We start from the raw sequence: 24,859 nt of genomic DNA on the forward strand, positions 1-24,859 counted from the left end.
ACTTTAAAACTGCCATTGCTTGGGATAGGAACGTCACTGGCGATCGCTTTTTGGGCAGCAGCAGGAGCGATCGCATCTCTCTTAGGGTAGAACGCTGATTGCAAAGGATGGTCAGTCAGCCCTAGATAGCCAACAGCTTACCCGAAAAAGCTAGATTTTGTAACAAAATTTAGTATTACTTAGGGCTGTGTATAGAGAAGTTGCGAATTGTTAACCTTAGCTTTGCTAGGAAAATAAAACATGATATTGTGACACCGAGTCCGTAAAAAACGGTAAGGTTTTCAGTTTTTTAAAACATCAGGTCGCTACATTCTACAGCTATTTTCCCTCAAAAAAACCGATTTTCTAGGCATTTCTATGACTTATCTTGTTGAAAATCCTTCTACAACCTTTTATTCCTATACCGACACGGGGGTTGATCCCCTAAAAATCGCTCACGGAGTTTATATCACGGTTCACGGACATTTTTACCAACCACCGCGAGAAAATCCCTATCTAGACAGAATTGAACGGCAACCGAGCGCCCATCCCTTCCACAATTGGAATGAACGCATCCATCACGAGTGTTATCGTGCCAATGCTTTTGCGCGCATTTACAATGACCGGGGGGAAGTGCTCAAAATAGTTAATAACTACGAATATCTCAGCTTTAACATCGGGGCTACCCTCATGTCATGGATGCAATCCCATGATCCCGAAGTTTATCAACGCATCCTGGCAGCGGATCAAAAAAGTTGTCAACGCTTAAACGGTCATGGTAACGCCATCGCCCAGGTCTATAATCATATCATTCTGCCCCTAGCCAACAAACAGGACAAATACACCCAAATTCGCTGGGGAAAAGCCGATTTTCAGCACCGTTTCGGCCGGGATCCCGAGGGAATGTGGTTAGCAGAAACAGCCATTGATTTAGCCACAGTGACAGCTTTAATCGATGAGGGGATTAAATTCACCATTTTAGCCCCTTCCCAGGCCCTGCGCTGTCGTCCTTTCCCTAGCGACCATGATCCCCATCCCCAATGGCACGCGGTGGCCGGAGGTCAAATCGATCCCACCCGTCCCTATCGCTGTTACATCCCCGATGGTCGTTATCTGGATATTTTCTTCTACGATGGTCCAATTTCTCGGGATATGGGCTTTAATGATGTCCTAGCCAGCAGTGATTTTCTCGTCGGTCGTCTGGGACAAGCAATTAAAGGGGATCATCGTCCCTCCCAGTTAATCAGCGTCGCTACCGATGGGGAAACCTTCGGCCACCACAAACAGGGGACAGAGAAGTGTCTTAGCTATGCTTTTACGGAATCTTTCCCTAAAAACGGCTGGACAGTCACCAATTTCGCCCATTATCTCAGTATTTGCCCCCCCACTTGGGAAGTGGAATTAAAACCCGTGACCGCGTGGAGTTGCGTCCATGGCGTAAATCGTTGGCAGGATGACTGTGGTTGCGGGGGAGGGGGAAATTACCAGCAAAAATGGCGTAAACCCCTGCGGGAGTCCCTAAATTGGCTCAGAGATGAGTTAATTAAGGTCTATGAGATTCAAGGACAGGAATTTTTCCGCGATCCTTGGCAGACAAGGGATGACTACATTGCAGTTATTTTAGATCGATCCCCAGACGCGATCGAACATTTCCTGGCTGTGCATCAAAGTCGTAACCTGAGTAAAAGCGAGAAAATCGATGCTTTGCGTTTATTAGAAATGCAAAGACAAGCTTTATTGATGTTTACCAGTTGTGGCTGGTTTTTTGAGGAAATTTCTCGACCTGAAGGTACGCAAATTTTGAGATATGCTGGCCGGGCCCTGGAATTAGCTGGAGAAGTGGCCGGAATTCAATTAGAAATGAATTTCCTCAGTCGTCTAGCTTTCGCCCCCAGTAACGTTAAGTTATATCAAGATGGGGCTGATGTCTATCGACAATTGGTCACTTCTGCGCGGGTGGATTTGGAACGGGTGGCGGCCCATTACGCCATTAGTTCTCTATTTACCAATTATCCCAGTCATCATCGGATTTATTGTTACAATGCCCGTCAATTAGATTATCAAAAACAAGCGATCGGGTCTTTAACTTTAGCGGTGGGACAGGTGGAATTAACCTCGGAAATTACCCAAGAAAGTGAACATTTTGTCTTTGCTGTTCTACATTTAGGAGGTTGGGATTTTTACTGCTGCATTCAACCGTTTAACAGTCGGTTAATCTATACCAATCTTAAGGATCATCTCTTTGAATCTTTACAACAGGCCAGTGTTTCGACCATGATCGTAGAAATGGGGCGCGGATTGGGAGAAAACTTCTTTGCGTTACCCCATCTTTTTGCCGATGAAAGACACCGAATCATGCAGAAGGTGACAGCCGAAACTAAAAAACGTCTCGATCAATTATACACCCAAGTTTATCGGGATAATTACGGCATTTTAGCGGCTTTCCAACGGGATGAGCTGCCCGTACCTCAAGAGTTACAGGTAGCGGCCGATATTGCCATTTCTCACCGTTGTTTACAGGTGATTAATGCCCTAGAAAAAGATTTTGAGCATCGGCAAGTGACGGAGAATAATCTCGATCAATTATTTGCTATTGCTAAGGAAGCCAATCATTTACACTGTCAATTAAACATCCCCGAAGCGCGTCAAATCTTAGAAAGTCTGCTCTGGCAATCTCTTGGGAAATTATTACACGATGGCGATCCTTTAACGGCGGAGGAGGATACTCGCCTAATCACCCGTTTAATTGAAGTTAGCCAACAATTAAAGCTAGGATTATCCCTCGATCGCTCTCAGGAGTTATACTATTATTATTTTCATGATCGTCTAGTTCCTAATTCTTTGCGGTCTAATTCAATAGGTGCTGCCTGTCCCTGGCCGATGACTCAATTAAAGTGGTTATTACTATTAGGACAGGTGTTAAAAGTTGATGTGAGTATTTGGCTGTGAAATCAGTCAAAGGGTGGGCAATGCTCACCCTTTAATGATTAAGTGGGTTATACTAAATCCGGTTATTAAAAACTGATTATTTATTCCCCCTTTTGCCCCTTGCCTCTTGCCTTTTGCCCGTCCTGATATATAGCCTATACTCAACGGATTTAGTATTAGGTGATGATTGCCCTGAAACTCAGGTTAACCCAGAGACTAAACCCTTAGATTTATAATGGATCATAAGTCTCTCATTGAAGGTTTACATGACTATCACGCCGATTTATACCGCCTCAGCCAGCACAGTAACCCAGTATCCCGATGCTTTTGGGCGTTTTGGACGCTACGGGGGCAAATACGTCCCAGAAACCCTGATGCCAGCCTTAAGTGAACTAGAAACGGCCTATAATCAGTATAAGGACGACCCCGATTTTCAAGAAGAATTAAATCAACTGCTCAAGGATTACGTCGGCAGACCTAGTCCCTTATATTTTGCCGAACGTCTCACCGCCCATTATGCCAAAACGGACGGTACTGGGGCGCAAATTTACCTAAAACGGGAAGATTTAAACCATACCGGGGCCCACAAGATTAATAACGCCCTTGGTCAGGTTTTATTAGCCAAACGCATGGGTAAAAAGCGAATTATCGCCGAAACCGGGGCAGGACAGCACGGCGTGGCCACCGCTACGGTTTGCGCTCGTTTTGGTCTAGAATGCGTGATTTATATGGGAATTCACGACATGGAACGCCAAGAACTCAATGTTTTCCGCATGAGACTGCTTGGCGCAACGGTGCAACCCGTGGCCGCCGGGACGGGAACTCTGAAAGATGCCACCTCGGAAGCGATTCGCGACTGGGTAACAAATGTGGAAACCACTCACTACATCCTTGGTTCTGTGGCCGGTCCCCATCCCTATCCGATGATGGTACGCGATTTTCATGCGATTATTGGTCAAGAAACTCGTCAGCAAAGTCTGGAAAAATGGGGCGGTTTACCGGATATTCTCCTCGCTTGCGTGGGGGGTGGTTCTAATGCTATGGGTTTATTTCATGAGTTTGTTAAAGAAACTGCCGTGCGTTTAATTGGTGTTGAGGCTGCCGGGGAAAGTATCGCCTCTGGAAAACACGCCGCCACCCTTACCCAAGGTCAACCGGGGGTTCTACATGGAGCAATGAGTTATTTATTACAAGATAGCGAAGGTCAAGTTATCGAGGCCCACTCCATTAGTGCCGGTTTAGATTATCCCGGAGTCGGGCCAGAACATAGCTTTTTAAAAGATAGTGGTCGCGCCGAATATTACAGTGTTACCGACAAGGAAGCACTAGAAGCTTTTCAACGAGTTTCCCGTTTAGAAGGGATTATTCCGGCCCTAGAAACTGCCCACGCTTTAGCTTATTTAGAAACTCTTTGCCCGCAAGTAAGTGGTAGTCCTCGCATTGTTATTAATTTCTCTGGACGGGGTGATAAAGATGTGCAATCGGTGGCTAAATATTTATCGATGAATGGTTAACAGTGAGCAGTTATCAGTTAACAGTTATCAGAGGGACAGCTATTGTGCATCTAAATTTTATATTCATTTTGACCTATTCTCTGTTCTAGACTAGCTTAATATGAAAAGTTCTTTTAAGAAGGGTTATCAGTTAGGAATTTTGATGCTTGTATCGACAAGTTTAATGGCCTGTAGTGCCTTAAACTATAGCTCTTTTACGGAACTTGTACCATCTTTCTCTCCCGCTCCTTCTCCCTCTCCTTTAGATGCGGCAACTTTACTTGTTTTAGAGAATAAAATCTATCAACAGGTAAATCGCTATCGTCAATCTCGCAATTTATCTCCCCTACTGTTAAATCGGGCAATTTCGCAACAAGCAAGATTACATAGCCAACGTATGGCCGCGGGTTTAGTTCCTTTTAGTCATCAAGATTTTGACAAAAGAGTGCAAACTATTGGCGTTTCGGTTCCCTATGAAGCGGTGGGGGAAAATCTGGCAGTTAATCAAGGTTATGATGACCCAGTAATGATTGCTGTGGATGGTTGGATTAAAAGTCAAGGTCATCGGGAAAATATGAAGGGAGATTTTGATAGTACTGGGATTGGAGTAGCGACGGATAATCAAGGAAAATTGTACTTTACTCAAATATTTTTAAAACGTCAATCCGCTCCCGTTTCTACTAATCCCCTTAGCTACGATTCTATCGGGAATCAATCTTTTTTAATTACCCTTGAAGAAAACACTAATTATCAAGTTAATCGCTACCGAATTTCTCAAAATTTACCGCCCCTACGTCTCGATGCTCGTATTAGTCATGAAGCTCGCTTATTTAGTCAAAAAATGGCCAATAAACAGGCTCCTTTTAGTCATGATGGTTTTGAGGGAAGAGTCAAGGCAGTACAAAGGAAGATTCCTTTAGAAAAAATGGGCGAAAACTTGGCTTTTATGAAGGGATATCCTGACACCGTTAGCGTTGCCGTCAAGGGTTGGATTAATAGCCCCGGTCATCAAAAAAATATGGTTGGTGATTATAATCTTACCGGTATCGGTATCGCTAAAAATAATGCTGGTGAATATTATTTTACACAACTTTTTGTTAAAAAGCGTTGACAAAATGGTCATGATGATATTTAAATTTAATTATCAGTTTTTAAAATCAGTTATCAGTTATCAGTTAAGTAGTCGGACATAAATTCTGTGGTCTATCTTAAGAAATGTAAATTGCCGCAATTCTTACTGACGACCGACTCGGAGACTCCTTACCCCACAGTTAACTTTACTTTTGTCCAACTACTTATCAGGGAAATAAAGGCAGTCGTGCGATAGGCAAAAGCATGACAAATTTCCCTCCTATCTCCTATCTCCTATCTGCTAACTATATGAACTTAGACAATTTTCAAGTGTGCGATCGAGATTTAAGCGATGACCTATTATCCCGTTATCTAGGGGTTAATTCGATCGCTGTAGATACAGAAACTATGGGATTAATCCCAGGACGAGATCGACTGTGTTTAATTCAACTCTGTGATCCCAGTGGTTTTGTCACCGCTATTCGCATTTTTAGGGGGCAAACAGAGGCTCCTAATCTCAAAAAGGTCATGGAGGATGAGCGGATAGAAAAAGTCTTTCATTTCGCCCGTTTTGATGTGGCTCAATTGTCCCAAACTTTTGGCATTGCGACTCAACCGATTTTCTGTACCAAAATCGCCAGTAAACTGGCTCGGACTTATACTAGCAGTCACGGTTTAAAAAGTCTCGTGCAGGAATTAGAAGGCATAGAATTAGACAAAACCGCTCAAAGTTCTGATTGGGGAAATGCCGTTAATCTTACCCCAAAACAACTGAGTTATGCCGCCAACGATGTGCGCTATTTACTCTCAGTGCGAGATAAATTAATTGTGATGCTGCAAAGAGAAGAAAGATGGGAATTAGCCCAAAAATGCTTTAGTTGTATCCCCATCTTCACCGCTTTAGATTTACAGCAGTATAAAGATATATTTGAGCATTAGTCAGCAAAAGTTACGGTCTATTTAATAAGTAAATAGAAGATAAATTTTGTCTTTTATCCCCCCTTAATCCCCCCTTAATAAGGGGGGATCTGACAATTTTTAACACCCACCTACTTAGTATGATTGACTCCCAATCGAACTTTAAAAACCCAGTTATGGATTGTTTCTCCCCACTTCCCACTTCCCTCACTGATGACTGATCACTGATCACTGAAAATACTTCCTAGGGCTAAAAGCTGCCAAGATCAGAAAAAAGACCGCTATGATCGAAAATGGAAATCATCGTCATTGGTAGAGAATAGGTAAAAAATCTATGACATCTTATGCGGCCTCCTCTGCACGAGCCGAAATGAGCGAACTTCGGCGCCTAAAAACCCTGCTACCCCCAGAATTACAAAGCTGGGTAACGGTAGAAGGTTCCACAGAGATTAACCCCCCCCTGATCCGTTGTGAAGAAATTGGCAGAGATGAGGTAGAAATTCAGATAGATTTGGCAAAATGGGAAAATTTAGCCATCGATCAGCGTAATTTGCTCTTTTGGCATGAAGTGGCCAGGATTCAAAATGATAGTATTCCCCGGGAAGGCTGGGAAATGGCCGCCCTCGCTATTGGTTTAGGTGGTGCGGTGGGGGAATTATGGGTACAGGACGGTTTATTATTGCTCTTGGCCATGGGATTGTGTGGGATTTCTGGTTATCGTCTCTGGCGCAAAAATAATGGCGATAAAATTCTCAAAGAAGCGATCGAAGCCGATGAAAAAGCGATCGCCTTGGCCACTCGTTTCGGTTATTCTCTTCCCAACGCCTACAAGAGCCTAGGCAGTGCCTTTAAAACCCTAATCGAACAAACACCTAACCGTCGTCTGCGTAAGCGTTATGAGACCCGTTTAGATGCCCTAAGGAAGAGTGCGGCGAAAGCGAAATCCCAAACTCAAGGCCGTCCGCCTTTAGGTGAGATTCGTTAGCCGATAATCACAGGTAATCTGTGACATTGCCTATTGGTATTTGGGGAAAAGTGTAGTAAACATTTAAGTGGGTCATCAGGCCTTGTTCATCTATCAAATCATCTTTTTGTGTCGATGACTTCCCAAATCCCTGAAACGCGTTTTCTGATCATTCCGATGGAGTATCCCATTTTGCGGATACCCGATCGCTTGACTGTCCTGGAAGCATTACAGTTCAAGGATATCTTTCACCATCTCATCACCCAAACACCCACTCCCGAAAAAGTCATTCTCGATTTCAATGCCACTCAATTTATGGATAGTAGTGGTGTGGGTGCTTTGGTGCATAATCTCAAAGCGGCCAGGGCAGAAAATATCGAGTTAGTGCTGGTTAACGTCCATCCCCCAGTGATGGGGGTTTTATCGATTACGGGACTAGATCAATTATTCACTTTTCAAACCCCCCCCCTAGCACCCCAAGAAAATGGCTTTACTGCCACTGAAAACCATCTACTGAAAACCCATCCCTCGATTCGTAGTTGGTTAAAGCGCGGTCTTGACCTTGTTGGTGGGATCGTGGGTTTATTGATCACGGGGGTTATTTTTGTCCCCATTGCTATCGCTATTAAGTTAGATAGTCCGGGTCCGATTTTTTTTAGTCAAACCCGCTGCGGTTGGTTGGGAAAGCAATTTAAGATTCTTAAGTTTCGTTCCATGTGTGTGGATGCAGAAGCACTCAGGGATAAAATCCCCAATCAAGCGCAGGGAGCTTTTTTTAAGAATAAAAATGATCCCCGGATTACCCGGGTAGGAAAATTTTTACGTCGCACCAGTTTAGACGAATTCCCCCAGTTTTGGAATGTGATCATTGGTGAAATGAGTCTTGTTGGCACTCGTCCTCCCACCCCCGATGAAGTGGAACGCTACGATGTTCCCCAATGGCAACGTTTAGATGTAAAACCCGGTATGACGGGAGAATGGCAGGTGAATGGTCGCTCTCAGGTGCATAATTTTGAAGAGGTAATTCAACTAGATTTGCGCTATCAAGAAAATTGGAGTTTAAGCTACGATCTACGACTGATTTTTAAAACAATTTTGATTCTCTTTCAAAAAAACAGTGGTGCCTTCTGAAGTCTTAATTTCCCCTTCTTTCCCCCTTCAATTCCATCTACAAGTCCGGACGGAATTGGCAGCTCTAATCCCAGTCCTACAATGGTTTGAATCCCACGGCTGCCCTTTTTTACCTGAGTCGGTGCTTTGGCAGTGTAAGGTGGCTTTAGCGGAAGGATTTACTAATACTGTCCGTTACGCTCACAAAAATTTACCCCCAACTACACCCATCGATCTAGAATTAACTTTTTCGTCCCATTCTCTAGAAATAAAAATATGGGATCACGGTCAACCTTTTGATCTGCAAGCAAAACTTGATTCTCCACAACAAGATCCCGTCGCACCTTTGGAAATGGAAAGCGATCGAGGATTACTTTTGATGCGTTCTCTTACTGATACTTTACAATATATCCGCACTGGCGAAGGGAGAAACTGTTTAATTCTCCAGAAAAGTTTTTAAGTCAATTTATCCCCTGCTAGAAACTACGTCAATGGTGCAGGTTTCCAGACGACAAAAAAGAATTATCCCACCCCCCACACCCCACACAAGGGTGGGGAGATGTCCAGGGGGTGCTTTGAGAGAGAAAGTAATTTGATCGTAGTATAACCACTTGTTATTAACTCGCCAACCGACTTTTGACCCAAAATCGTTCCATTTTTGTTGATCATAATTGCCGCTTCCTCCCAAACTTTCATAGATTCTTTTCTGAACAGATAGACCAAATTTTCCCTGACTATATTGTAACCAGAGTTGATTGATAATGGCTAAATCTTCACAGGGAAAGTTATCTATATCTTCTATCTTAAGATATTTTTCTTTAGTTCTATCGGCAACTTTTAAGAATAGATGAGCCGTTTCTTGATCTGCCTCTTGCCATTTTTCTTGCGCTAATAAATCCCGCAGATTGATGTAATCAATTGCCTTGGCACTTTTGAGGTTAATTTCCTCCCTAGTGGCAACTGGAAAAACTGATAAAACCGTTTCTTGAATTGTGTCCTGTGATCGGGGTTTTGGCGGAATCACTACGGCTAATTTTACCGCTAACTCTTGCAGGACTTCCCCGGCTGATTGATAACGTTTTTTGGTGCCAAATTCAATTAATTTATCTAAAATTTCGCCTAATTCAACACTAACAGGATTATTAATCAGGTGCTGTCTCCATACCCATTCATGTTCACTCACATCGAATAATTCAAAGGGAGATATTCCCGTTAATAAATAGATACAAGTGACTCCCAAACTATATAAATCACTGCTATTAATTGCTTTGCCATTGCCTTGTTCTGGAGCGATATATCCCGCCGAACCGATCACTGTTCCTGTTAGAGAAAGATTAGCAATGGTTATAAATTTAGAGGCACCGAAATCCACTAAAATTATTTTATTATCGCTGGGTCTCCTAATTATATTAGCTGGTTTAATATCTCGATGAATGACTCTTTTGGCATGGATAAAATCAAGAATTGGCAAAATTTCTAATAAAAGATGTTTGATCTTTTCTTCATTGAAAACTCCTTCGCTTTGTAATTCTTGTTCTAGATTTTGTCCTTCAATATATTCTTGAACAAGATATTGTCGCCCATCATTGCTGGTAAAATAGGCATAGAGCGAGGGAATTTGTGGGTGTTGACCGAGATTATCTAAACTAATCGCTTCTTCTCTAAATAATTCCGCAGCTTTCTTGAGAGCATTACTATCTTGAACGTTAGGAAAAAATTGTTTAATCACACAATAAGGTTGAGAAGGTTTATCCTCATCAATTGCTTGAAAAGTTTTACCGAAACCTCCTTGACCAATTAATTTTATAGCACGATAACGATCTTTTAGTAATAATTCAAAACGACATTTTTGACAGAATTTATCTGTAGGATTATTGTTATATAGACAATCGGGATTAAGACATAAACTCATTGTTAGTTCAAACAGGGATAGGGAAGCTGTTTCAGTAAACTGATAACTGATAACTGATAACTAAATCGAGGTTTCTTCCTCTAGCCAAATTTCTGGCTGTTGATTTAATAAAAGCTGGGCTGCCTCTAACATATCATCAACAATATCGCGCAAATCTTTCTTATTATCGATATAAGCTTTTAACGCTTCCATCGGATCTAATTGATTACCCACCCCTAATTCCGGTAAACGGGGACGGGTTAATTGACTAATTAATTCCGCCCGAATACTATAACTATGGGCAGTTTTTAACGCTTCGTCAAGCTGATTGGTGTTAATTAGTTCTAATTGCTCACTGCGAATTTTATAAACTAAGCGGATAACTGCTTCCTGAATATCGTGTTTTTTGAGAGCTTTCAGCAATTCTTTTTGGGGGTTTTCTGCCTCGGAAACATCCACTTCGATGGAACGGAAAGGACGCACGGGTAAAGGACAAAATTCCCATTTAACCTCTCCTTTAGCCACTTCTATTAAAACATAGCCCTTATCTTCTTTTTCCTCGCTAAAATCCACTCGATCGATGCTCCCCGGATAGACAATGGGCGGATCATTGCTAGGATTAAGATTTTGATGTTTGTGAACATGACCGAGGGCAACATACTCGAATTGTGGACGATTTAGTAGCGATAAAGGCACGGTAAAACCTTTACCAACCGCTAAAAGTCTTTCTGCTCCTAGACTAGCTCGATCAGCCATTAAATGGGCTAATAAAACTGTTGGTACACTTGTATCTAATTGGCGAATTTCTCCTTCTAACACCGGTTCCAAACGGTTAATTAATAATTCATTTACCCCACTCAAGGATAAACCCTCGGTTTCGGGACGGGTTAAGAGAGTGGCGCGGGTTAACCAGGGTAAAGTAATTACTTGGATATCGCCGTTGCGGGTGGTGATGCGATGGGTGGTCAAGCGATCGCCAACAATAAACCCCGGCACCGCTAGGGTACGATAGATGGAGAGACTGACACCGCCATTACCATGAGAATGTTGATCGTGATTACCCACTAATAACACTGTCGGGATATTAGCATCGGCAAGACGACGGAATTGACTGGCAAAAGCTTCGTGAACAAAAGGAGGAGGAGTGGCATCGGGAAAGGCATCTCCCCCAAAAAGCACTAGATCCACAGGGGTGGCAATAGCCCGATCGATACAGAGGCTTAAACTGCCCATAAAATCCTCGAAACGAGTATTTAATCCCGTTTTTGGATTTAAACGTCCATGGGAAAAACCGCTCCCCATGTGAATATCCGATAAGTGCAGTATTTTAATCATAGTAAAGGAAAAACAGGCGTAATTAAGTACACCTGTTCGGGATTATTTTCCTAATTTTTTATCGCCATCTTGTCGACGGCGATCGCGCCATTCTGTAGTCGTCAGGTAGAGAATGCCACCACTGACGATAACGAGGAGAATTAAGGCGACTAGAAAGAGAGTGTTCAGAATCAAGGATGTTTCCATGGTATCTATAGATTACCTAGAAACCGTTACGACCCCAAACCACCATGGCGATCGACCAAGTGAACAGGGCGAGAATGCTAACCCAACCAAGTGTCAAAATATCCATAATTGCCTTTGTTAAACGAATTACTTGCGAGTTGACACTCTCCGCCCTAAAAGTGCGGAGATTCTTGGGCTGAATCTTGCCGCTACTAGCAAAGCTAATTTTGGTCTTACAGTTTCATGTCTAGTCCGACTACACCTACAAGGTAAGCACTCTTAAAGACTACTCCCCAAGCGTAAATTTCTGTGTGTCCCACAGTATTTAATTGTTTTTCGCTCTTACCATGTGGACTTACGATGAAAGCTTTTGTACCAGTGATGGTTAGAGATTTAGGGATTACGGAGTGTCGCTTGTTTCCTGCGTTCCCAAAGTCAACGACTCAATTTAATGCTAACATAAAGTCGCCCTAAAGGGCGAGGTTTTCAACCCAAATTTTCGATAATACTTCATCAGTGACTCCGTTTTAGAGAGGCGATCGTGCAAATTACGCTCAAGGAAAGAATCGAATCCATACAGGTGGGGAGTATCTCGGCGCTGGCTTTCCTGGTTCCCTATCTGCTATTTTTAACTGTTGATCGACTATTTTTAAGGGAATCGATCACATTAATTGGCGCTTTTGTCAAGATATCCGGGGCGATAATTAGCGGATTTCTCTTCGGTGTCACCTATCGTTATGTCGTCCGTAACGACGATAATCCCCATCTCAAAGATGGTACAGTAGCAGCTTTTGCCCTAGTCCGCGGCCTAGTTCCCCTACAATTATCCACAGACTTGCTCGCTGACAGTGGGCAATTAAGTCTCTTTCTGGGAGAGAGCTTGATCTGTTTTTTATCCTCTCGTCTGCTCTTAGAGTTGACTAAGCTGCGTCAATAACCGACTCAGTTATCAGTTATCAGTTATCAGTTATCAGTTATCAGTTATCAGGCTCTTCTGGTTTCTGTGTGGAAACGAGGTCTATACTGATAGTTTCTTCGACAAAATAGTCCTAAAAGTGTTACCCGATAAGCATTTCACGATTCCATAAGCAAAAATTATCACACAAAGTCGAGAAGAGCCGTTATCAGTTATCAGTTATCAGTTATCAGTCATCAGATTTAAGTTTTCAGTGAATAGTATTAAGCGACAAGCTCGGAGCTGCTTTTTTACTGTTTACTGATCACTGTTTACTGATTACTGTTTACTGTTTACTGATCACTGATCACTGAAACATCACCCCACACCCTATGGCTATTTGTATTCCCGTTAATTTACCCGATCGCTCCTATAATATTCTGATCGAGAAGGGCAGTTTAGCCAATCTCGGTGCAGAAATGAGCCGGTTAAACTTAGGTAAAAAGGTTTTATTGGTTTCTAATCCCGAAATTTTTGACTATTACGGACATACAGCCGTTAATTCTCTAGAAAAAGCGGGATTTACCGTTTTTACACATCTGATCCCCGCCGGCGAAAATTATAAAACCCTCGATTCGATCGCCCAAGTTTATGATACTGCCCTCGCTCACCGGTTGGAACGTTCCTCGACTATGGTTGCCCTCGGTGGTGGTGTGATCGGGGATATGACGGGATTTGCGGCAGCCACATGGTTACGGGGCATTAATTTTGTCCAGGTTCCCACCACCCTGTTAGCGATGGTGGATGCTTCCATCGGGGGTAAAACTGGTGTTAATCATCCCCAGGGCAAAAATCTGATCGGGGCGTTTTATCAACCGAAATTAGTTCTGATCGATCCTGACGTGCTTAAAACCCTACCCGTGCGAGAATTTCGGGCTGGAATGGCAGAAGTGATTAAATACGGTGTAATTTGGGATTCTGAGTTATTTCAACAGTTAGAAGACTCGGACAATTTAGCCAGTTTTTCTCAGATCGATGGCGAGCTATTGCAAACAATTATTACAAAGTCTTGCCAAGCTAAAGCAGATGTGGTATGCACAGACGAAAAAGAAGCGGGTTTGCGGGCGATCTTAAACTATGGTCACACGATCGCCCACGGCATTGAAAGTCTAACGGGATATACTAGCGTTAACCACGGGGAAGCGGTGGCGATGGGGATGGTGGCGGCAGGAGCGATCGCTGTTAAACTGGGAATGTGGACCGCCGGGGAAAATCAACGTCAAACCGATTTAATCGAAAAAGCCGCCTTAAAAACCCGTATGCCGCCTTTAAATGCCGATGAGATGGTTAATGCTCTTACTGCCGATAAAAAGGTTAAAGATGGCAAGGTTAGATTTATTTTACCAACGGCAATCGGCCAAGTGACCATTAGCGATCGAGTCACCCCCACCCTGGTGCGCGAGGTGTTATCACCAACCGAATCCGGGCAGTAAAAGCTTTTTCAATTGTTGCATCGCTTGTTCCGTAACATCCCGGTATTTTAAATCTCCCACGAGAATACGTCCCATCATTTGACTGGCGATCGGCCGTTTAACGGCGACATTGTAGGCGATTTGGGTAAATTGATAGAATAAACCGGCTAATTTGGCCGCTAAAGCCATATCTTCCCCCCATTCTTCCCTAATTATCCGACTATAGCCCGCTAAAGCCCGATTATCTCCGGCTAAAGCTCGATCGATCGCCTCGGCTGCCTTAACTCCCGTCAAAATTGCCGGACGGATACCCTCTCCGATGAGCGGATCGAGAATCCCCGCCGCTTCCCCTGTAATTAAGGCATTTTGGGCGTGTAGCGGTTGATTTCCGTTCCAAAGGGCTAAAGCATACTCACTATAGCGATAATCCTGTAAATTCCAGCCCTTTTGACGGGCATAATTTAACAGTTGTTTTTTCAGCTCCTCGGATTTGATGCTGCCCTTAAAACAACCACCGCTAATTGTGTAACCATTAGACTTGGGAAAAGCCCAGATATAACCATTTTTTAGGGAACCAAAATCAAAAAAAGCTTTTTGGGGGGGAATAGTCGCTTCTGCGTTAGTAATTTCGAGAGTAGCCCCGATCGCTTCGTTTTTTGCTGGTAATCCCAACCAGCGACTGGTATTGCCCCTAACACCATCGGCAGCAATCAGATATTTGCCTGAAAATGTTCCTTGAGATGTGGTAACTTGCCAGTGATCTTGGACAAATTTGATCTGGGTAACTTCGCTGTTATCTTGGATAGTTGCCCCGACTGCGATCGCCTGTTGACCTAAAAAATCATCGAAACGATCCCTTTGTACCATCCACATCGGTTCTAGCATATTTAACTTAGTGGTGACGGCATCCCCCTGTTTCCAAGTAAACTGTACTTGCGTGACGGTATTCTCAATCACGGGGGTAAAATCAAAATCAAACCACTGCTTAATTGCTGGGGATACCCCACCACCACAGGGTTTATAACGGGGTAATTTCGCTTTATCGAGGATCAGAATCGATCGTCCCTTTTTAGCTAGATGATAACCCGCCGTCGCTCCTGCTGGTCCCGCACCGATGATAATACAGTCAAACATTTGTACTAATTTAAGTCGTTGAACAAATTTATAGACAATTTACGCTATTTTGGGCAACTTGTGTTGAGTCTGGTGAAGCTAAGACGGGATTCTGTGATTGTTGAGCTTGCTTCTCTAGTTTCTAGCTGATTTACCCCCCAATGTCCAAGAGAGTCTAATCTCTGGCTTTTTTGGCGAATTGATCAATTATCTTCACCTGATCAATCGTATAATCAAAAAAACTATAACGGCTCGATTATATCATGAAAATTGTTTCTATTAAAATAAAAAACTATCGTATGTTTAAAAACATACACATAAGAGATATTCCCCCTTTTTGTGTGATTATTGGAGCTAACGGCACGGGAAAATCTACTCTATTTGATATTTTTGGTTTTCTGCGAGATGCCCTCAAAAACAACATTCGCCAAGCTTTACAAATTCGCGGCGGTTATAGAGAAATTATCACTAGAGGTCAAGAACAGGAAGATATTGAAATCGATCTGCAATTTCGCATGAAAATCTTAGATACAGAACGTCTGGTTACTTATCAAATCATAATTGGACAAAACAATAATCGCCCCGTTATCAAACGCGAAATACTTCGCTATAAAAGGGGTGAACACGGTAAACCTTTTCATTTTTTAGATTTTCAACTTGGTCAAGGATATGCTATCACCAACGAAGAAGATTTTAGCAAACCGGATAAAGAACTCGATCGAGAAGAACAACAGCTAGAATCTAACGACATACTAGCAATCAAAGGATTAGGACAATTTCAACGTTTTAAAGCCGCTACAGCCTTTCGTTCTCTGATTGAAAATTGGCACGTTTCTGACTTTCATATTAGCGAAGCTAGAGGAAGTAAAGAAATATCTTACGCTGAACACTTATCCCCCACTGGCGACAATATAGCTACAGTTGCTCAATATATTTATCAACAATATCCCGAAATTTTTCAGCAAATTCTCGAAAAAATGAAACAACGAGTTCCGGGTATTTCCTCTGTGGAAGCCAAAGAAACCGAAGACGGTCGCTTGATTTTACGTTTTCAAGATCAGGCCTTTAAAGATCCTTTTATTGATCGCTATGTTTCTGACGGGACTATGAAAATGTTCGCTTATTTAATATTACTATTCGATCCCAATCCTCATCCCCTACTCTGTGTCGAAGAACCAGAAAACCAACTTTATCCTACTTTATTAAAAGAACTAGCCGAAGAATTCGCCCACTATAGCGATCAGGGGGGTCAGGTATTTGTTTCTAGCCACTCCCCCGATTTTATCAATGCGGTTCCACTAGCTAGTATTTTCTGGCTAATTAAATCCCAAGGTATCACCCAAATCCATAGGGCTGCCGATAACGAAATCCTCAAAAACTTAGTAGCGGAAGGCGATTTACCCGGCTATCTTTGGAATCAAGGCTGGTTTGAAGGAGTAGAACCCTAATGAACTATGATATCGTATTTTTGTTAGAAGAGTCATCTATAAAAAATGTGTTAGAAGAACTTTTGCCTAAACTTATTCCCCCAGAAATAAGCTATATATGTATTAGTCATCAAGGTAAACAAGACCTAGCAAAATCTATTCCTATAAAACTCAAAGCTTTCAATAAATCTAGTCCCAATACCAAATTTATTATTGTCCATGATCAGGATTCCCACGACTGTCAAAAACTCAAAAAAGACCTAGGAGAAATTTGTCAAAATGCCAGTGATGCTCAAGTCTTAATTCGGATTATTTGCCATGAATTAGAATCTTGGTTTCTGGGAGATTTAGCAGCGGTGGCCAAGGCGTATAATTTAAATAGTCTCGGCCAAAAACAAAATAAAAGTAAATACAGAGAACCGGACCTGCTTAACTCGGCCAAACAAGAATTAAAAAAGCTAGTGAAAGAGTATTATGCAGGAACCCACTCTAAACAGATTGCCCCCCATCTTTCCCTAACTGAAAATAAATCGCGTAGTTTTCAAACTTTTATCCAAGGTATCAAAAATGTTGTGGAAATGATACAACGCCCCAATCCGAACCAGAACTAAAATAGACCTCGACCTAATATAATTAAAAGCCTGTAAACTCCTAACCAGGGTGATAATTTCTATCGATAAGATTTTTGCGCCCAAAAATATTCCCCCCGGTTTTGCCGGGGGGAAAGTGGTAAAAAAACCGCTAATCTAGCAGTTTAAGGCTAAGTCTTGGGATTCTTTTTTCAAGAGATTAACGAGGGTTTCATCCCCATTCTCTTGAGCGATTTGTAAACGACGTTCCAGACGAAGACGAATATTGCTCAGATGGACGCTAGAAAGGGTTTCCTCTTGGACGACAATAGGGGGTTTGACAACCGGCAACGGACAAGTGCTTGGGATGACTTGTCCAGCAAGATGAGGACGGGTGCTGTAGGCAACCCCACGATACTGACGATGCAGTTTCGGCTCTAATTGGAGCATATGGCGAGGATAATGGTGATTCCAGTCTTGACCTCGATATTTACCCCCGATATCTCCAGTCTTCATCTCCAAGGGGAGAGAATCCCTTTCGTACTTAACTCCTCGATAGGCTAACATAATATCACTGACTCCCTGCAATGCTTTAAAGTGACTTTAATCCCCCTTGTCGTCCCTATTTAGGGTCAACAAACGAAAAGATCTTATTTCTTATTCTGTATCTATTTTTACATTTTGTTAGGGAAATTGAAAAAACTTTATAAAAATTTAATATTTTCTGGTTGGCCATAGTATCCTTTTCCGGCTGAGTTTGGTTGCCCACCAAAGGAGCCTCTAGGGATTTGAGGATTAAGGGGGATGATTGCCAGATTTTGAGCAATTTTTAACCTCTTCAGGGATAAGATAGTGCTGGTGTCCCCTAAACATTCATCTATGAGCGGCTTTATTATCAAAATAATCTTGATATCGGCTTTAATTTCCCTGGGAATTAAATATCTTGCCCCTTTATTATCGATCGCTCCTGGTCCTCTTAACACTTTAATTCTGGTTTTTACTCCTTTTCTGCTCACGGTTTTTGCCCTCTGGAGACGGACAATAACTGATTAGGAATTTTTCTCCTTACTCATCATGACTTTTGGCAGCAGCTTCGGTTTAGTCCTGTTAGTCTTTTGTCTGTTGATTCTCTGGCAGATTCGACAGATTCTTTTATTATTATTGATGGCGATTCTTCTGGCTCAGATTTTAAATTTGGCTGTGACTTGGTGGCAGCGTCATCACCTGAAGCGTTCCTACGCCCTAATTATCACCCTTTTTGGCTTCTTTATTGGTATTATCGGTATTTTTTTAGTAATTATACCCGCTTTAGTCCAACAATTTCGCCAATTATTTAGTTTATTACCCCAAGCGATAGAAAGACTCTGGGGACAAGTGCATCGTCTTGAGGATTATCTCGATCCTAGTCTGGCCACTGTCTTTCCAGACTTTAAAACGCTGCTGGCTCAATTACAACCCCTAATTAACCAAATTGCTGGCCGGGGTTTGAGCATTTTTTACGGTACTTTTGGCATTATCCTCAGCTTACTGCTAATTATTGCCCTGAGCTTGATGATTCTCGCCGATCCTGCCGCTTACTACCGTTGCTTTCTGCGTTTATTTCCCGCTTTCTACCGTTCTAGGGTACGATCGATCCTAGAACACTGCGATCGAGATTTAAAAGCTTGGCTAAAAGGGATTTTCTGTCATATGTTGATTATGACCTTGGGCAGTTGTTTGGGTCTATCCCTGATTGGCATTCCCCTCGCTTTTTCCCAATCTATTCTCGCAGGATTTCTCACCTTTATCCCCAACCTCGGGCCGGTTCTAAGCACGATTTTACCCTTTTCTATCGCCCTTCTGGAAGCTCCCTGGCAATCCTGGGCGGTTTTACTACTCTACAGCAGTATTTATCTGTTAATTCAGTATTTCGACCATCATCCACCGTTGCCCATTTTAACAGTGCGGTCGCTCAAGCTCTTACCCGCTTTTACCCTGTTGGCCCAGTTGTTTTTTGCCTCGATTTTTGGCTTTTTAGGGCTATTTCTGGCGGTTCCCCTGACGCTTATCGGTCGTATTTGGCTAAAGGAAGCTTTGATCGAGGATATTCTCAATCATTGGCGGACTGGGAATAAAAAATCTTAAACTGGGGATCTAGGATTCGAACCTAGGAAATGGCGGGACCAAAACCCGCTGCCTTACCGCTTGGCTAATCCCCATTGGACAGACCTTTTTAATATTAGCATTTATCTCCCCGGTTTTGTCAAGAAGTTGATAAAAATTTTTTACTTCGGGATTGAGAGACGCTATAAACAAGGGAATAGAGGGATTAAGGAGAAAAATCTATGGATAATAGCGCACAAAACTGGTACATTGTCCAGGAAAATACGGGAATTTGTCAGATTATAGCCCTAGAAAACGGAAAAACCCCAGTTAATGGTCAATACTGGGGTCCTTTTGCCGAGCGGGGAGAAGCGCTCGCCCGTCGGGTGGGTTTAATTCGAGCGGGCAAATGTCAACCTATTGTTTAGCGGTATTGGTGGGCGTTTTCTTACCTTCCGCGATTTCTTTTTCCAAGATTTCAAAAGCTTTCTTGAATTGAGGATCCTGGAAAGTTCCCACCCGATCCCGTTCCTGTTGAAGATTTTTGCGCTCTTCCTCGCTCAGTTCCGACTCCACATCCGGATGAATACCATCTTTATTGATGTCGCGTCCGTCGGGGGTGAGATACTTGGCAATTGTCACCGCTAATCCGGAACCGTCACTAAGACTGCGTACCGATTGCACTAATCCCTTACCAAAGGTTTTCGTACCGACAATAACCGCCCGATCATGATCCTGTAAAGCTCCGGAGAGAATTTCACTGGCACTAGCGGAACCACCATCGACGAGAACAACTAGAGGTTTATTAGTCAAAGCTTGATTGTTGGCCCGTTGACGTTCCGTCACCCCTTTGCGATCGACCGTAGAGACAATTAAACCATCGGGTATCCACATCCGAGCGATTTCGATGCTGGCGTAGAGTAAACCGCCGGGGTTGGAACGCAGATCGAGAATATAACCCTTCACCTGTTCAGCTTCCAATTCGCGAATCGCTTGACTCATATCGCCACTAGCTTGGGCGCTAAATTGATTGAGACGGATATAACCGACTTTACCGATCGGGGTGTTTTCTGTGTGGGCGCGTACCGGGTGAATTTCAATTTTAGCCCGGGTAAGAGTCAATTCTTTCTTCTCCTCACCCCGTTGAATCGTGATCTTAACGCTTGTCCCCACTTTGCCTCGGATCATGCTCACCGCTTGATCGAGTTCCATGTCTGCGGTAGATTTACCATCGATAGCGATAATCACATCTTTGGGCAGCACACCAGCTTTAGAAGCGGGAGTATCTTCAATGGGTGAAACCACGACTAACTGCTTGGTTTTCTCATCTTTGGTCAATTGAATCCCTACCCCGGTCAATTCTCCCGATGTATCGATTCTCATATTGTTAAACTCTTTGGGATCCATAAAACGGGTATAGGGATCATTGAGAGTTTTCAACATCTCGCGGATAGCGGTGTATGCTTCCTCTTGATTTTTGTAGGAACGATTTAAATACTGATTGCGGATGGCGTTCCAGTCCGATTGATTAAAAGTGCCATCTAAATAAGTGCGGTTGATGATCTGCCAAACCTCATCAACGGTTTCCTTGGGACTTTCCTGAAAAAAAGCTTGACTTTGGGAGAGTCGGAATCCCGCCCCCGTGACGGCGACGGTAGACAGGACCACTGCTGTAGCACCGAGAACAAGTCCGCGTTTGTTGATAACCATAGGTAATTTTCGGATAAATTAGGCTGTTCTTGCCGGAACGCTCTTTCGGGCTGACCGTCGAAATATCTTGGCAAAAAGGAGCGTTTAGGTTTACTGGAGACAGACAAAAGAACGCCTGTAGACTACTACTGTTATAACATTTATTATCTCTTTCTTTGTCAAACTGGTTATTTGAGTAGCGATCGAGTTGCCAGCAGCCCACCTCGCGACCTAAGATAGGGTTGGCTGAATAATGGTAAAAACCTTACAGGAAAGGGCTTTTAGGTTGATTGAGAGCTTCCCAAATGCACTTAAATCTGCTAGAATCTCTTAAAACCCTTGCATCACCCTTGCATCTTCTCTAATTAGTGCTAATGTACCGTAAAAGTGAGTTACCCTCAACCCCACCAGAAAACTTCGAGCTGCCCTTTGAGGGGAAATTATCCCAAGATAATCGTTGGGTAATTATGGCCAACCTCATTCCCTGGTCAGAATTTGAAGCGGGATACGCATCACTTTTTTCAGAAGAAATGGGCGCACCAGCCAAAACATTTAGGATAGCAATGTCCGCCTTAATTAGGGTTTGCTGAAAAAGCTTTTCCTGGGGGCAGGGTGTGGGGTGTGGGGTGTGGGGTTTTACCGATTTTGAGGTAGTCAGTTACCTAATTTTCAGGGAAAAAGTACCTGAATTTTCTCCCCGATCTCCGCAACGGCTGGCACTTTTTGAGGGAAAAAAAGTCTAAAAGTCTTATCCAACAAGGTTTTTAGATTTATTCAGCCAGCGCTAATTAATTTCTAAAAAATCTTGCAATTTTTTTAGATAAGTAGGGGCATCTTCTAACATGGGAAAGTGAGCGGTATTAGCCATCTCCACATACTGGATATTATTATTCAAATCCGCCGCCATTTTACCCATTTTGGCGGGGATAATAATATCTTTTTCCCCTGATACTAAAAGAGTTGGTATTTTAATCTCGGCAAATTTACCCGGCATAATTTCCACTGCTTTTTTACTCACAGATGTATAAATTGTGCCTAGGGCTGCCTCATAATCCGCCGCTAAAAAATCTTCTAAAAAAGCAATTCTTTCTGATTTTGGGATCGATCGATGCAAAAATCTCGCCATAAATAATCGATCGGCAAAAGGTACTTTTAAAAACCAATCATAACGAAACTGTACCACATACTTACCGAATTTATGAAAGGCAGTAAAAGCCGCCTTGTCCCTGTGGAGAAACCCGGTTTCTTTGTCTATAGAGCGATCGCAATTAGCCCTAAACCAATCTAACAGGTAGGTTGACTGGCGCGATTAGTTTAAGTTTAGACATAATTGTGTTAATTATGTTTTTTTAATGCAGATGAATAGCTTGGCAATAAGGCTATCATCAATTATAATTAAAATCAATAAAAACAGATCAGCGATATTTGAGAATAATTGTAATTATGAAATTTGTGTTAAGTTCTCAAAATGTTTATGACTATTTAATCGACCAAAAAATCTGCGATCGCTCACAAGAAAATCCGGGAGTAGAGCAGATTCAGGCTAAAAATTTTAACTTATTAGTGACTTTACCAGAGGGGCGAAAGTTACTGGTTAAACAAGAACAATTTATTAATTTAGAAAAGGAAACGGTGGGTGAGTTTTTTGGGGAATGGCGAATCCCCAAATTTCTAGAGAACTTTCCTGAAATTGACCATTGGCGTAGTTTTCTGCCAGAATTACTGCTCCACGATGCTGATAACTCAATTTTAGTTTCTACTTATCTGGATAATTATCAGGATTTAGCAGAGTTTTATTCTAAAGAGAATCTCTTTCCAGCTCAGGTTGCTACTCAAATCGGCGGTTGTTTGGCGACAATTCACCGTGATACCTGGAATCAGAGTATTTATCGGGAATTTTTTGTCAAAGAAGAGTTTGCTGGAAAACCGAAAGTATCTCCGCTATTATTAGAGAGTTTGGAAAGGATCGGTCCTGAAATTTTTGGTATGGCTCCGATGGATGGATTGAAATTTTTTGCACTTTATCAACGATATGATAGCTTAGGAGAAGCAGTTCATCGAGCCAGTGAAACTATTTCTCCTGTTTGTCTGACTCACAATGACATCAAGCTCAATAATATTCTTCTGAATCGAAACTGGGAAGATATTAATGGAAATGGGATCCGGTTGATTGATTGGGAAAGGTCTGATTGGGGAGATCCAGCATTTGATTTGGGAATGGCGATCGCTAGTTATCTACAAATTTGGTTGGGTAGCTTGGTGATTAGTAATTCTCTCAGTATTGAAGAATCTTTGCGACTAGCCACTACTCCCCTAGAATTGCTGCAGCCATCTATCGGTGGGTTAACTTTAGCTTATTTAGAAACTTTCCCAGAAATCTTAGAATATCGTCCTGATTTCTTAAAGCAAGTAGTCCAGTTGGCCGGTTTTTCTTTAATTATTGCAATTTTAGCAATGGTTCAGTATCAAAAAATCTTTAATAATACCGGAATTGCTATGCTTCAGGTAGCCAAGGCTTTGTTATGTCGTCCTGAATCATCAATGTCCACGATTTTTGGGGCTACTGCTACGCAGTTAAATCAGATAAATTCTTCTGTTGTTGGCCAAGTTTAATATCGTTGAGTATCTTGAAAAATTATGTCATTACTTAATTCTCAATTCCATCATTTAGCCCCTGAGGTTAGAGGTCGGTTAAAGGAAGCTTTGTTAGATATTGTTGAAAATCTCGAAATTTCCGCTGATTTTTCGATCCGTCATCCTAACTATCAACCCTGGGAAATGCCGGCTGAGATGTTGTCTCGGATTCAGGCTTTACCGAAGGAAATACAGGATAAATATATGAGCTTACAGTTGAGGAGTTTTCTTTATGGCATTTATTATAATGGGTCGATGCAAGCATCGCAAGCATTAGGTTCTGAGAATAAGGGTCAGCAATTAGATTTGGAGAATAATAGTTTTGCTGGCGTAGCTATGGACTTTTATTTACAGTTGGAAGAAGCGAACAAGGGGAAGGGATATTTTGATTCGGGTTGGTCAATTTTGAGAGAGGAAACCGATGGCAGTTTGGCTGTGACTAAGGGCGGTTTGCGACTGCATATCCAACGGGAAAAGCATCTTCAAGAGTCTGAGCAAGCGGCGGCAGTGGGGGGTGTTGTGTCAATTTTGATGCCTAAGAATTTTGTACAAAATGGCTTTTATATGGCGGTGGGTAATGCCGGTTTACAGAGAGAGGAAGCGATGGTGCGGCTCTATTTTAATGTTACTCCCGAAGGCGCGGTGGCTGTGATGACTGGGTTGACTGAAAGGTTAAATGAGAGGGGGATTCCTTTTAGTTTTAAGGCTTTATATAATCCAGTTGATTATCAACGATATGATGCTGGGGTGCTTTATTTTGGCAAAACAGATTATGAGTTGGTGAGGCAGGTTGTGGCTAATGTTTATCAGCAGAATCAGTCTGTTTTTAAGCCTGAAATACCTTTATTTACTCTGGAGTTAGCACCGGGATTGGGGTTAGCGGAGGAACCGGACAAAAAGTTTGGCAGTGAGGAAAGTTTTGGGATGAATCGCTGTCAGATTATAGCCAATGGGTTGTTGATGGCTTGGCAACAGGAGGACAATTCTGCGGCGGGTCGGATTGCTGCTATTTCTGAGCAGTTTTCTGGGTTGGGGATTGATTGGCAGCGTCCTTATTTGAATGCTGATTCTGAGGATGTTTATCAGGGATTAGAGTTGGCAAGCTGATGCTAAGAGAAAATCAG

The 24,859-nt window shown here is 42.5% G+C and carries 23 protein-coding genes, 1 tRNA gene and 2 pseudogenes; 17 read left to right on the plus strand and 9 right to left on the minus strand.

Features of this window, described 5'->3' with window-relative positions:
* Positions 1–357: 357 nt before the first annotated feature.
* From ACQY1X_RS00505 to ACQY1X_RS00535, 7 genes are all read left to right on the plus strand, one after another.
* The gene (locus ACQY1X_RS00505) at positions 358–2,928 is read left to right on the plus strand and encodes a DUF3536 domain-containing protein (protein WP_430013755.1); all 2,571 of its coding nucleotides are present in this window, start codon (positions 358–360) and stop codon (positions 2,926–2,928) included.
* Positions 2,929–3,173: 245 nt separating this feature from the next.
* Entirely contained in the window at positions 3,174–4,421 is a 1,248-nt protein-coding gene (gene trpB, locus ACQY1X_RS00510) for a tryptophan synthase subunit beta (RefSeq protein ID WP_123230259.1), read from the plus strand.
* 100 nt (positions 4,422–4,521) lie between these two features.
* Entirely contained in the window at positions 4,522–5,511 is a 990-nt protein-coding gene (locus ACQY1X_RS00515) for a CAP domain-containing protein (RefSeq protein WP_430015263.1), read from the plus strand.
* 269 nt (positions 5,512–5,780) lie between these two features.
* A complete protein-coding gene (locus ACQY1X_RS00520; protein ID WP_002735888.1) occupies positions 5,781–6,410 on the plus strand; it encodes a ribonuclease D in 630 nt (209 codons plus the stop codon).
* A gap of 313 nt (positions 6,411–6,723) precedes the next feature.
* Positions 6,724–7,374, plus strand: coding sequence for a DUF3318 domain-containing protein (locus ACQY1X_RS00525; protein WP_002756255.1), 651 nt, complete (start codon positions 6,724–6,726; stop codon positions 7,372–7,374).
* Between the two features lie 114 nt (positions 7,375–7,488).
* Positions 7,489–8,484, plus strand: coding sequence for an anti-sigma factor antagonist (locus ACQY1X_RS00530; RefSeq protein WP_002738169.1), 996 nt, complete (start codon positions 7,489–7,491; stop codon positions 8,482–8,484).
* A complete protein-coding gene (locus ACQY1X_RS00535; RefSeq protein ID WP_002756253.1) occupies positions 8,471–8,923 on the plus strand; it encodes an ATP-binding protein in 453 nt (150 codons plus the stop codon). The genes ACQY1X_RS00530 and ACQY1X_RS00535 overlap by 14 nt, the downstream gene beginning before the upstream one ends.
* A gap of 6 nt (positions 8,924–8,929) precedes the next feature.
* On the opposite strand, the gene ACQY1X_RS00540 is transcribed toward ACQY1X_RS00535, so the two are convergent.
* From ACQY1X_RS00540 to petN, 4 genes are read right to left on the minus strand one after another with little or no spacing between them, the layout of a single operon-like run.
* The gene (locus tag ACQY1X_RS00540) at positions 8,930–10,375 is read right to left on the minus strand and encodes a GUN4 domain-containing protein (protein WP_430015264.1); all 1,446 of its coding nucleotides are present in this window, start codon (positions 10,373–10,375) and stop codon (positions 8,930–8,932) included.
* Between the two features lie 60 nt (positions 10,376–10,435).
* Positions 10,436–11,689 (minus strand): exonuclease subunit SbcD, encoded by a 1,254-nt coding sequence (gene sbcD / locus ACQY1X_RS00545; protein ID WP_002777928.1) that lies wholly within the window; start codon positions 11,687–11,689, stop codon positions 10,436–10,438.
* Positions 11,690–11,731: 42 nt separating this feature from the next.
* Positions 11,732–11,875: a hypothetical protein gene (locus tag ACQY1X_RS00550; protein ID WP_002736416.1), complete on the minus strand. Its 144-nt coding sequence runs from the start codon at positions 11,873–11,875 to the stop codon at positions 11,732–11,734.
* Positions 11,876–11,891: 16 nt separating this feature from the next.
* Entirely contained in the window at positions 11,892–11,981 is a 90-nt protein-coding gene (gene petN, locus ACQY1X_RS00555; RefSeq protein ID WP_012265708.1) for a cytochrome b6-f complex subunit PetN, read from the minus strand.
* Positions 11,982–12,395: 414 nt separating this feature from the next.
* Between petN and ACQY1X_RS00560 the strand changes: the two genes are divergently transcribed.
* Together ACQY1X_RS00560 and aroB are read left to right on the plus strand one after the other, a co-directional pair.
* The gene (locus ACQY1X_RS00560) at positions 12,396–12,791 is read left to right on the plus strand and encodes a hypothetical protein (RefSeq protein WP_430015265.1); all 396 of its coding nucleotides are present in this window, start codon (positions 12,396–12,398) and stop codon (positions 12,789–12,791) included.
* 350 nt (positions 12,792–13,141) lie between these two features.
* Positions 13,142–14,242: a 3-dehydroquinate synthase gene (aroB, locus tag ACQY1X_RS00565; protein ID WP_271936029.1), complete on the plus strand. Its 1,101-nt coding sequence runs from the start codon at positions 13,142–13,144 to the stop codon at positions 14,240–14,242.
* Here aroB and ACQY1X_RS00570 read toward each other — a convergent pair.
* Positions 14,219–15,355: a geranylgeranyl reductase family protein gene (locus ACQY1X_RS00570; protein ID WP_004161880.1), complete on the minus strand. Its 1,137-nt coding sequence runs from the start codon at positions 15,353–15,355 to the stop codon at positions 14,219–14,221. The two genes, aroB and ACQY1X_RS00570, sit on opposite strands and share 24 nt — an antisense overlap.
* Before the next feature lie 242 nt (positions 15,356–15,597).
* Here ACQY1X_RS00570 and ACQY1X_RS00575 point away from each other — a divergent pair, with 242 nt between their 5' ends.
* Both ACQY1X_RS00575 and ACQY1X_RS00580 read left to right on the plus strand, forming a co-directional pair.
* A complete protein-coding gene (locus tag ACQY1X_RS00575; protein WP_430015266.1) occupies positions 15,598–16,782 on the plus strand; it encodes an AAA family ATPase in 1,185 nt (394 codons plus the stop codon).
* Entirely contained in the window at positions 16,782–17,372 is a 591-nt protein-coding gene (locus ACQY1X_RS00580) for a DUF4276 family protein (protein ID WP_430013759.1), read from the plus strand. Before ACQY1X_RS00575 ends, ACQY1X_RS00580 begins: the two co-directional genes overlap by 1 nt.
* A 135-nt stretch (positions 17,373–17,507) precedes the next feature.
* Here ACQY1X_RS00580 and ACQY1X_RS00585 read toward each other — a convergent pair whose 3' ends face one another.
* Positions 17,508–17,900 carry a DUF4278 domain-containing protein gene (locus ACQY1X_RS00585; protein ID WP_024970527.1) on the minus strand — a complete coding sequence of 131 codons (393 nt, stop codon included), beginning with the start codon at positions 17,898–17,900 and terminating at the stop codon, positions 17,508–17,510.
* 309 nt (positions 17,901–18,209) lie between these two features.
* Here ACQY1X_RS00585 and ACQY1X_RS00590 point away from each other — a divergent pair, with 309 nt between their 5' ends.
* Both ACQY1X_RS00590 and ACQY1X_RS00595 read left to right on the plus strand, forming a co-directional pair.
* Positions 18,210–18,383, plus strand: coding sequence for a hypothetical protein (locus ACQY1X_RS00590; RefSeq protein WP_199309408.1), 174 nt, complete (start codon positions 18,210–18,212; stop codon positions 18,381–18,383).
* A gap of 21 nt (positions 18,384–18,404) precedes the next feature.
* The gene (locus ACQY1X_RS00595; RefSeq protein WP_430013760.1) at positions 18,405–19,454 is read left to right on the plus strand and encodes an AI-2E family transporter; all 1,050 of its coding nucleotides are present in this window, start codon (positions 18,405–18,407) and stop codon (positions 19,452–19,454) included.
* A 1-nt stretch (position 19,455) separates the two neighbouring features.
* Here ACQY1X_RS00595 and ACQY1X_RS00600 read toward each other — a convergent pair.
* Positions 19,456–19,528: transfer RNA gene (locus ACQY1X_RS00600), tRNA-Gln, on the minus strand.
* A 126-nt stretch (positions 19,529–19,654) separates the two neighbouring features.
* Between ACQY1X_RS00600 and ACQY1X_RS00605 the strand changes: the two genes are divergently transcribed.
* Complete coding sequence (locus tag ACQY1X_RS00605) at positions 19,655–19,840, plus strand: hypothetical protein (protein WP_430013761.1); 186 nt, start codon at positions 19,655–19,657, stop codon at positions 19,838–19,840.
* Here ACQY1X_RS00605 and ctpC read toward each other — a convergent pair.
* Positions 19,830–21,122, minus strand: coding sequence for a carboxyl-terminal processing protease CtpC (gene ctpC / locus ACQY1X_RS00610; protein WP_002745181.1), 1,293 nt, complete (start codon positions 21,120–21,122; stop codon positions 19,830–19,832). The genes ACQY1X_RS00605 and ctpC overlap by 11 nt on opposite strands.
* A 353-nt stretch (positions 21,123–21,475) precedes the next feature.
* Between ctpC and ACQY1X_RS00615 the strand changes: the two are divergent.
* Positions 21,476–21,679, plus strand: a pseudogene (locus tag ACQY1X_RS00615) (IS5/IS1182 family transposase); the annotation flags it as partial.
* A gap of 206 nt (positions 21,680–21,885) precedes the next feature.
* On the opposite strand, the pseudogene ACQY1X_RS00620 reads toward ACQY1X_RS00615, so the two are convergent.
* Positions 21,886–22,326: pseudogene (locus ACQY1X_RS00620) on the minus strand (alpha/beta fold hydrolase); the annotation flags it as partial.
* Positions 22,327–22,544: 218 nt separating this feature from the next.
* On the opposite strand from ACQY1X_RS00620, the gene ACQY1X_RS00625 reads away from it, so the two are divergent.
* Entirely contained in the window at positions 22,545–23,714 is a 1,170-nt protein-coding gene (locus ACQY1X_RS00625; RefSeq protein ID WP_430013762.1) for a phosphotransferase, read from the plus strand.
* A 24-nt stretch (positions 23,715–23,738) separates the two neighbouring features.
* Entirely contained in the window at positions 23,739–24,842 is a 1,104-nt protein-coding gene (locus tag ACQY1X_RS00630) for a T3SS effector HopA1 family protein (RefSeq protein WP_430013763.1), read from the plus strand.
* The last annotated feature ends 17 nt before the right edge of the window (positions 24,843–24,859 follow it).

Origin of the sequence: Microcystis protocystis FBCC-A270, assembly GCF_050500235.1 — a bacterium.
Classification (GTDB): Bacteria; Cyanobacteriota; Cyanobacteriia; order Cyanobacteriales; family Microcystaceae; genus Microcystis; species Microcystis ichthyoblabe_A.